Genomic DNA, 7,236 nt, shown 5'->3' with positions numbered 1-7,236 from the left:
CCGCCGGCCGGGCCCACCTCATCGCCCGATCAGGGCCGCCCGTCCGGATGGGCGGGCCAGGGCTGGGCGTCGGGCCGTGGCGCGGCGAGCGCCAGGATCTCGGACCTGGCCTCCGCCAGCGATCGGCGGCCGAGCACCTGGAAGCGGGCCAGCTTCGGCACGTCGCCCGCCCTGGTCATCTCGGCGTGGATCACGTGCAGGTTGTCCTCGGGCACGCCCAGCTCGGTGAAGTAGGCGCGTAGGTAGCACGTCTGGAAGTCGAAGTCCTCGCGGGGCGTGCCGGGCAGGTAGCAGCCGCCCCGCGCGGCGACCACCACCACCTCGGTGTCGCGGAGCACGCTCTCCCCGGTCACGGCGTCGGTGAAGGCGCCGGGGAAGGTGATCCGGTCGATCCACGCCTTCAGCGCGGCGGGGACCGAGAAGTTGTACATCGGGACGCCGAGCAGCACCGTGCCCGCGGCGCGGACCTCGTTGATCAATGGCAGCGTGAGCGACCACTCCCGGGCCTCGCCCGGCCCTTCGGCCAGCGCGGACACCCCGCCCAGCGGAACGTTGCCGCGCCGTTCGCTGCGCAGGCCGAGGGCGACGAAGTCGGACGAGATCAACGACACCGGGTGGGCCGCCAGGTCGCGGTACCGGTACTCGGCGCCGGGATGTCGCCGGCGCCAGGTCTCCGCGAACAGAGCGGTGAGCTGACGGCTGGTCGAGTCGCCGGGGCGGCTGGCGCTGGAGTCGAGGTGCAGCAGGGACCGCGCACCGCCGCCGGGCTCGTGCAGCCGGCCGGGAGCGTGCTGCTGGAGATAGATATCTGACATTTCCTAGCTCCCCGTAATCGTCTCTGGTCAGTGGCTATCATTCAGGTGACGCTAGGTGACCATGAAAGGTGACCTGAGCGCAGGTAAAAATCTCGTCGAGCCGGAGCTACCCGCCGAACGAGTGGCCTCCCGTGCGGAAGGCCACGTTCGGCGCCCTGGGGATCAGGCGTGCAGGGCGGGGCGCAGGGTGTGGATCGCCTGGTCGATCGCCGCCTGGTCGATCGCCGCCTGGTCGATCGCCGCTTGGGCGGCGTTGCTCTCGCGTAGCGCGTTCAGCATCAACGGCGGGGGTCGGCCCGACGAAGTGGATCGGGAAATCGTGGCGACCAGCCGTTCACCAGGCTTCGGCGGGCGGGCGTCCGGGGATCACGGTTCCGCTGTGTTCCGAGGTTCGGTTTGGTCTGCGGCGCTGTGGAATCTAGTCGGTGGACGAGGTCGGTCCGACGAAACGGACCTCGGGGAATCGTGGTGACGGGCCGTTCAGCAAGGGCCGGTTCCGGTGGCGTAGGTGGCGGTCGGCGAAGGCGGCCACGTACTCGCGGACGATCTTCACGCAGCGCGCGCCCGGCAGTTTCTGAACCTGGAGGCCCAGCGCCTCGGCGATGATCGGCACGTCGCTGGGCGACCTGTGGGCCATCCCCGGCACCTGCAGCCAGCGACGCCAGCCGGTCAGGTGCGCCCAGGTGTCGTTCCAGTTGTCACCGTGCTTGCCGTGCGCGTCGGCGGCCAGCATCAGGAACGGCCGCGCCAGGTCACGCGCGAGCGGCGGGCGGAACGACCCGTCCAGGTTGATCCCGGCGTCCACCCGCCGGTCGGCGGCCATGGTCGCCGCCGCCGCCGCGCCGCCGATCGAATGGCCGACGGCCGCGACCCGGCCGTGGTCGATCATCTTCCCGTACCGGCCGTGACCCTTCAGCCGGTCCAGTACGAAGGAGATGTCGCGTACCCGGCCCGCCACCACCTTCTCCCCCTGATCGCCGCCGGCGCACACCCGGCAGGTGGCCACCCGCCCGTCGGGGAAGGTGACCGCCGCCGCCTCGTAGGGATGGTCCACCCCGGCCACCATGTACCCGCGGCTGGCCAGGTCCTCCGCGAGCGAGGTGAGCATCCAGCGCGGGTCGGTCAGCCCCGGGGACAGTACGACCAGCGGGAGCCGGTGCCGCGTGCGCAGCGGCGGCGCGCCCGCCCGCGCATGGGTGCGGACCCGCGTCAGCGTGTCCGGGGGCAGGTCGCCGGCCTGCTCCATCAGGTCCAGCAGCAGCCGTGACTCCTCGGCCGTGGCGTACGGCACCGCCGCGCCCCTCGCCACGGCGGCCGGGTACCACACCGAGACCATCAGCTCACGCGGCGCGGGCGGCGCCCACGGGTCCGGCCGGCCCCGATCGACCAGGTGCAACTCCTCCCAGCCGACCGGATGCGGTCCGGTCGGCGCGGGCAACGTGATCGGGTCCCCACCGCTCGGGGCCGTCGCGCCGGCGGGTACGGCCAGTGCCAGGGCCATCCCCAGGCCCGCGACCGCCATGCCGATCCTTCGGATCGCTTTCAACGCGCTACCTCCTGTCCGAGTACGCCCTTCGGCATACGTCATGGCTCAGGAGGCTAGGTACGGGCCGGGTACCCACGAATCCGGCGATCGTCGGTAGCCGCCCCCGACGAAGGTCAGGGGTCAGGGCTGGATGCCCAAGGTGTGGGTGAAGATGTTGCGCGGGTCCCAGCGGGACTTGGCTCGCTGGAGGCGTGGGTAGTTGTCCTTGTAGTAGAGCCGGTGCCAGGGGACTCCCGACGTGTTGTGCGCCGGGTCGGCGAGGTCGTTGTCCGGGTAGTTGATGTACGCGCCGTCGCGTGGGTCCGGTACGCCGCCGGTGTCCCGGTACACGTCGCGGTACAGGGCGCGGAGCCAGTTGTCGTAGCGTTCGTCCACCGCGGGGTCGTTCCAGGTGGACATGAACAGCACTCGCATGATGGCGTCGCGGTGCCCGTGGGCGGTGGCGGACGGCGCGACGGTGTTGATCTTCCCGCCGTAGCTGGCGAACCCCACCGAGCCGATGATCAGCTCCGGGTCGCGTTCCGCGGTCAGGCGCCGGTAGATGGCCTGGACCTGGCTCTCGTCGTAGCGTTTGCGCAGGTAGCCCGACTTGGCCTTGAGCCGGTAGAGCTTGGAGGCGTTGGGGCCGGACAGTGCCGCGGTGAGCCACGGCTTGCGTTCGCGGACCACGTTGATCGGGGTGCCGACGCCCGCGCCGAGCGCGGTGAGGTAGTCCTCGACGAGTCGTTCGGCGTCGGGGCCGTGGGCCTGTCCCACGGTGAGGTTGACGTCCGTCGCGCGGCGGGCGACGGTGAGGTCGCAGTAGAGCGCGGTGCCCGGCGCGCCGGGGGCGCTGTTGCGCTCGCACCACTCGCCGTGGTTGCGGATCAGCCGGGCGAACTTCTCCTCGTCCATGTTCAGGCCCTGCCACGGCCAGGTGCAGGAGAAGTCGATGGTCGAGGCGGGGGCCTTGGGTAACAGGTCGGACGGGTCGGTACCGCGGACTCCGGGAGTGCGTAACCAGAAGCGGGTGACGATGCCGAAGTTTCCGCCGCCGCCACCGGTGTGCGCCCACCAGAGCTCGCGTTCTGCGCCGGTGCTGTCCCGGGTGGCCACGACGGCGCTCGCCCGGCCCGCGCCGTCCACCACCACGACCTCGATGCCGTAGAGGTGGTCCACCACGAGGCCGTGCGTCCGGGAGAGCACGCCGTACCCGCCGCCGGTGAAGTGGCCGCCGGCCCCCACCTTGGGGCACCAGCCGGCGGGGATGGTGACGCCCCAGCCGAGGAAGAGCCGCCGGTAGACCTGCTCCAGGTCCGCGCCGCCCTCCACGGCGAACGCGTTGCGCTCGGGGTCGTAGTAGACCTGGGTCATCCCGGAAAGGTCGATGAGCACCTGGATGGACGCGTCGTCCACCCAGTTCTCCAGGCAGTGGCCGCCGCTGCGGACCGCCACCCGCCCGCCGTCCCTGACCGCCTCCTGGACGGCCTGCACGACCTGCTCGGTCGAGCCCACCACGCGTACGTAGTCGGGACTGCCCACGTAGCGCTTGTGCCCACGGCGTACCAGATCTTGATATCGGGAATCATCGGGATCGACCGTCACCGGCCCGAGCGGGGGTACGCAGCCCCGTCCCGCCGGTGGGCCCTTGGATTCGGGTTCCAGGAGATCGGCGCCCGCCCCGGCCGCCGGCCCCGTCACCGATAACGCCGCTGCCTGGAGAACCTGTCGGCGAGCCGGCATGCGCACCACTTCCTCCCATGATCAGTACGTATGTCCGGACAGTCATGATCAGAACGTCTAGTCGAACAGTTTGATAAATCGGCGGCGGGCGACGCAAGGGAGGGCCGGGTGTTAGGGTCCTGGAGGAGGAAGATACGACACGGAGACGGGGGCGGCTTCATGCGCGACGACTCACAGCCTTTCCAGGGTTTGTTCTCTCCGGCCGGGACTTCTTCCTTCACCGACTTCGTCGCTTCGGCGGTGCCGGCGCTGGTGCCGTGGGAGCGCCGGCCGCCGGCCGTTTCGGTCGCGGACCAGATTCCGCACTCCACCACGATCATCGCGGCGACCTGCGCGGGCGGCGTGGTGATGGCGGCCGACCGGCGGGGCACCTCCGGCAACATGATCGTGGAGCGCAACGCCGAGAAGGTCTACCGGGTCGATGACTTCTCCTGCGTGGGCGCGGCCGGCGCGGGCAGCATCGGCATGGAGCTGACCCGGCTGTACGGCGTGGAGCTCGAACACTACGAGAAGGCGGAGGGCCGGGCCTTGTCCGTGGAGGGCAAGGCCAACCGGCTGGCGGCCATGATCCGGGGCAACCTGGGGATGGCGATGCAGGGCATGGTGGTCGTCCCGATCCTGGCGGCCTACGACGACGAGCGGGGCACCGGCCGGATCTTCACCTACGACGTCGCCGGCGGGCCGTACGAAAGCTGGCAGTTCCACGCGATCGGCTCGGGTTCGATCTTCGCCAGGGGCGCGCTGAAGAAGCTGTACCGCGAGGACGCCGCGCCGGAAGAAGCGGTGCTCACCTGCGTGCAGGCGTTGTACGACGCCGCCGAGGACGACGCGGCCACCGGCGGCCCCGACGTCGCCCGCCGCACCTACCCGCGGATCGCCGTCATCACCGCCGAGGGCTTCCACCAGCTCTCCGACGACGAGGTCGAGGTCCACGTCCGGGCGATGCTCGACGCCCGCATGACCCGCCCCGACGGCCCGGCCGCTTCCCTCACCTGATCTTCTCCTGAGGCCCCACACCAGCCCCTCGGTCCGGCGTACGCCCCGGGGGGCTTCGGCCTGCCCTGGGCCCGGCCGTCCGCGCTGAACCGATCGTTTTTGTGTATGCCCGAAACCCGATTCTCGTGTCCAAAAACACAATGTCCCTAATGCATTTTCAGGGGCAGCCGGAATCCGGGGACGGTGGTGGTCGCCCCATTGGGCGCGACCGGCCGGGGCGGAAACGGACGCCGGGTCGAATGCTCACCGTTGTCGTCCGTATCGGAGAGATGCGACCTGCCATCTTGCGCGGGGTGGTAAGGGGTTGACGATGCTTTGCGGAAAATGTTTCCATGACTGCGCGGGTCAGCCCACCTGACCGGCGACGGGGCATGTTCGGGGAACCGATGAATCGAGCCTGGCCGTCGTCGGCCGATCTTCATACTCTCCAACCGCATGAGGAGTGCCGTGCCCGGCGTGCGCAATCTCTTTCATGACCCGGAAGTCGCTGGATTCCTTGAAGGTCTGTATTTAGGTAAGTTTCTGTGGCATTTAGTGGAACATTTCCCCCAGCAGGAGCCGGTGGACCGGAAAGCCGGTGACGAGGTTCTGGCGGATCTCGACGCCCTGCTCCGCAGCCGGGTCGATCCGACCGAGGTGGACCTCACCGGCCGGCTTCCCGAGGGGCTGCTGGACGAGCTGCGCACCCGGGGGTTCATGTGCCTTCAAGCGCCCAGGGAGCTGGGCGGCCACGGGCTGTCCTGCTACAACACCTACCGCGTGGTACGGCTGGCGGCGAGCTGGTCGGTGCCCGTCGCTCTGGTCATCGCCATCCAGAACGCGGTGGGCGTGGGCGCGCTGCTCCCGGCGCTGCCTCCCGGCCCGCTCAGTGACCTGGTACGCGCGCAGGTCGCGGGCGGCGTGCTGTCCGGCTCGGCGGACACCGAGCCGGAGGGCGCGGCGAACGCCCGGCGGAACACCAGCGCCCGCCCTACGGAGGACGGCACGGCGTACCTGATCAGCGGCGAGAAGATCCACATCGGCAACGGCCCGATCGCCGAGATGATCACGATCTCGGCGGCCGTGCGCGGCGAGCCGGGGGAGCCCGCGCGCCTGTTCTTCACGCCGACCGGCGGGCCGGGGTTCGAGGTCAGGTCGGAGCACGAGTTCATGGGTGTCAAGGGTTTCCCCAACGCCGCGTTGACGTTCACCGACCTGCGCGTGCCGCGCGAGCACATGTTCGTGGAGCAGCGGCAGGATTCCACCGTGCGCATCACCGGCGAGCTGACCAAGCTCGTGTCCCGGGGCAGGCTGTACCTGATCGTGGCGCCCTCGGCGGCGATCGCGAAGTTGTGCCTGGAATGGTCGCGTGACTTCATCTCCCGCCGGAAGATCGACGGGCGCGAACTCGGCGAATATGACGAAGTGCAGCGAATGATGGCCGACTCCCTCGCCGAGGTTTTCGCCATCGACGCGATCAGCGAGTGGAGCCTGCTGTGCGAGGACCAGCCGCGCGAGATCAATGTGCGGTTCGAGCAGAACGTGGCCAAGAACATCGGCTCGGTCACCTGCTGGCGGATCATTGATCGCACGATGTCACTGCTCGCGGGCGAGGGATATGAGACCGCGCGGAGTAAGGAACGCCGGGGCGCGCGACCGCTGCCACTCGAACGTTTCTTCCGCGATGCGCGGAATTTCCGGATATCCGGAGGTATCGATTTCCAGATCGACAACTGGACGGCGCAGCTCGCCATCTTCAGTTACTACTACCCGGAGCCGTACGCCGAGGAGCCGGCCGACGGCCCCGACCCGGAATGCGCCGACCTGAACGCCCGCAACCAGGACCACCTGCGCTTCGCGGCCCGCGAGACCCGCCGTTTCGGCCGCGCCTGCCGCCGCCTGGCGGCGTCCCGGCCCGCGGCCGAGCTGTTCCAGCGCGAACACCTGATGATCGCGCTGAACCAGATCGTGGACGAGGTCCTCACCATGTCACTGACCCTCGCCCGCGCCGCCCGCTGGTCCCGGGACGGCCACCAGGACGGCCAGGCCCTGGCCGACATCTTCTGCACCCGCTCCCGCCACCGCCTCGCCGCCCTCTGGCACGAGGTGGAGGCCCAGGACGGACCCGAACCCGACTACTCGCAGGTGAGCACCGCCTGGCTCAGCCACCCCAACGCC

5 protein-coding genes are annotated in these 7,236 nt (G+C 69.8%); 2 read left to right on the top strand and 3 right to left on the bottom strand.

Annotated elements, in window-relative coordinates; translation table 11 throughout:
- Positions 1-29: 29 nt before the first annotated feature.
- The 3 genes from C1I98_RS32410 to C1I98_RS32400 all read right to left on the bottom strand — a co-directional run bounded on the left by C1I98_RS32410 (position 30) and on the right by C1I98_RS32400 (position 4,041).
- Positions 30-815, bottom strand: a complete 786-nt coding sequence (locus tag C1I98_RS32410) for an FMN-dependent NADH-azoreductase (protein ID WP_111171159.1) — start codon at positions 813-815, stop codon at positions 30-32.
- A 418-nt stretch (positions 816-1,233) separates the two neighbouring features.
- Positions 1,234-2,361 carry an alpha/beta hydrolase family protein gene (locus C1I98_RS32405; RefSeq protein WP_199537372.1) on the bottom strand — a complete coding sequence of 376 codons (1,128 nt, stop codon included), beginning with the start codon at positions 2,359-2,361 and terminating at the stop codon, positions 1,234-1,236.
- A 120-nt stretch (positions 2,362-2,481) separates the two neighbouring features.
- Complete coding sequence (locus C1I98_RS32400; protein ID WP_199537371.1) at positions 2,482-4,041, bottom strand: FAD-binding oxidoreductase; 1,560 nt, start codon at positions 4,039-4,041, stop codon at positions 2,482-2,484.
- A gap of 201 nt (positions 4,042-4,242) precedes the next feature.
- Between C1I98_RS32400 and prcB the strand changes: the two genes are divergently transcribed.
- Positions 4,243-5,079: a proteasome subunit beta gene (prcB, locus tag C1I98_RS32395; protein ID WP_111171157.1), complete on the top strand. Its 837-nt coding sequence runs from the start codon at positions 4,243-4,245 to the stop codon at positions 5,077-5,079.
- A 561-nt stretch (positions 5,080-5,640) separates the two neighbouring features.
- A partial coding sequence (locus tag C1I98_RS32390) for an acyl-CoA dehydrogenase family protein (RefSeq protein ID WP_233508378.1) occupies positions 5,641-7,236 on the top strand: 1,596 nt, incomplete at its 3' end.

The organism is Spongiactinospora gelatinilytica (assembly GCF_003236385.1).
In the GTDB taxonomy this organism is placed as follows: domain Bacteria; phylum Actinomycetota; class Actinomycetes; order Streptosporangiales; family Streptosporangiaceae; genus Spongiactinospora; species Spongiactinospora gelatinilytica.
Note: the sequence above shows the minus strand (reverse complement) of the source record. Positions and strands in the feature narration are given on the sequence as shown.

What these genes read in the sequence shown, in the direction of transcription:
- prcB (WP_111171157.1), top strand. Translation starts at nt 4,243, where the DNA reads ATGCGCGACGACTCACAGCCTTTCCAGGGTTTGTTCTCTCCGGCCGGG.
- C1I98_RS32410 (WP_111171159.1), bottom strand. Translation starts at nt 815, where the DNA reads ATGTCAGATATCTATCTCCAGCAGCACGCTCCCGGCCGGCTGCACGAG.